Source organism: Enterococcus sp. 6D12_DIV0197, from assembly GCF_002174385.1.
In the GTDB taxonomy this organism is placed as follows: Bacteria; Bacillota; Bacilli; order Lactobacillales; family Enterococcaceae; genus Enterococcus_D; species Enterococcus_D casseliflavus.
Map to the genome: position 1 here is coordinate 3,004,346 of NZ_NIBN01000001.1, position 1,712 is coordinate 3,006,057.

At 29.6% G+C, this 1,712-nt stretch carries 2 protein-coding genes and 1 pseudogene; 1 reads left to right on the forward strand and 2 read right to left on the reverse strand.

The window, feature by feature from the left end:
* On the forward strand, positions 1-699 hold a 699-nt coding region (locus tag A5867_RS14035), incomplete at its 5' end, for a hypothetical protein (protein WP_170927542.1).
* 206 nt (positions 700-905) lie between these two features.
* On the opposite strand, the gene A5867_RS14040 is transcribed toward A5867_RS14035, so the two are convergent.
* Both A5867_RS14040 and A5867_RS18115 read right to left on the reverse strand, forming a co-directional pair.
* Entirely contained in the window at positions 906-1,415 is a 510-nt protein-coding gene (locus A5867_RS14040) for a hypothetical protein (RefSeq protein ID WP_140397113.1), read from the reverse strand.
* Positions 1,416-1,473: 58 nt separating this feature from the next.
* A pseudogene (locus A5867_RS18115) lies at positions 1,474-1,712 on the reverse strand (hypothetical protein); the annotation flags it as partial.

The window sequence follows — 1,712 nt, forward strand, 5'->3', positions numbered from 1 at the left end:
ATTTTAATATGGTCGTGTGAAGATATAACAAAAATCTCTGGTATAACAGTTGTTGAATCAATTGAGTATTCACTTTCTCCAACCGAATATGCAAGAATTTATGACATTCTAAAACATTTTGAAATGTGCAATATTCCTAATTTGTATATAAAATATCCTATGAATATGGAATATTTAATTATCAACGGAACTAACTATGATATTCATGCTGGTGCTCATCTCATTTCTGAAAAATTTGGACTTCCATTAGCAACTTCTTTTTTTACAAATGTGAAACCAGTCAACAATTTATCAAAGGTAACAGATTCTTTTCATACTTGGAGTCGATCAACTTTTGATGGTATTAAGGTAAAAAAACAAGACTTGGACATGGTCGTCCTCTCCGAAAAAGATAATAGAATTTCTTGTCTTTTTGAGACTAAAAGAAGTGCTGCTAAGAAAGTTGGTCACTGGACTCCGTACCCTAATGACAAAAATAATTATCTTCAGTTAATGGCAGTCAGCGATATGCTAGGTACGCCCTTCTTTACAGTACACAATGACCACCCGAATACAGATACACCTCTGCGTAACGATTCTTTAGTTGATGTTTTTTCTTATAAGAATAATTCTGGAATGAGTTACGATGAATATGTAAACTCTACAAATCGTTTAATCTTATCTTGTGAAAAGATTCTGAAAAATTTACTTAATAGATAATAAAAAGAGAGATCAGATTTTGGACTTGTTTCTGACATCTCTTTTTATTTTATTATACTCATAGACACTTCACTCTCATTTTAAATTAAAAGATATTGCCAAGAAAACTAACTCCTTATTTTTAGGTCTATATGTTATCTTCAAAAAAGGAATTTCATATCATCTCTTACAATTTTTTTCCTATTTCCCTTTAATTGATTAAATCTTTAATTCTTGATATCTATTTCAATTGCCAAATTTTCAATACATTTTCCATCTATAAAGAAATTCACTTCAAACGAGTCTATTTCCTCTTTAGTGTCATTCAGTTCTATGTATACTCCAAGTTGATACCCATTCACAATACTCTTAAACTCTTCGTTTATCCCTTCATCAGGTTTTGGAAAAGAAAACACCTTATAATAACCTCTTGAATTTTCTGGATTAAGAGTTAAAGCACACAGTCTTGCTTTATCAGCTATTCTATTATTTTTTAGTTCTTCTTCGTATTCTCCTTTTAAGGATTTACTAGCATAACTACTTTTTTTCATCTCTATTGCGATAAGATTTTCTTTAGAAGTATTTTTCTCCCCTCTATTATGAACTACTAAATCACAAAAAATATTTTCCATCACAATATCTTTATTTCCAGTTTTCATTGATACGATTTTTTTACCACCTGCAAATCCTCGATTAACTTCAACATCATAATAAAATCCTCTAAAATCATCATTCAAGTATTCTTTTAATTTTTGAGCTAGAGAACCACATAGTTGTCGTTCAGATGAATTTTCTTTAAATAAAGTTTTGTTCTCTTCTCCCCATTCTACTAGACAATTTATTCCGTTGATTCACATATCCCGCTTTATTATAAAATCTAATCAGATCTGCAACTTCTTCCTCGGTAAAGGTCTTTAACAGTAACTTCTTCTCCTTCAAATACCTAATATCTTTCACTACATTTTCAATCTCATATTCATCAGAAATATATCGATAAAAAATTTTAATTGATTGTAGCAAAGTATTAATATAAG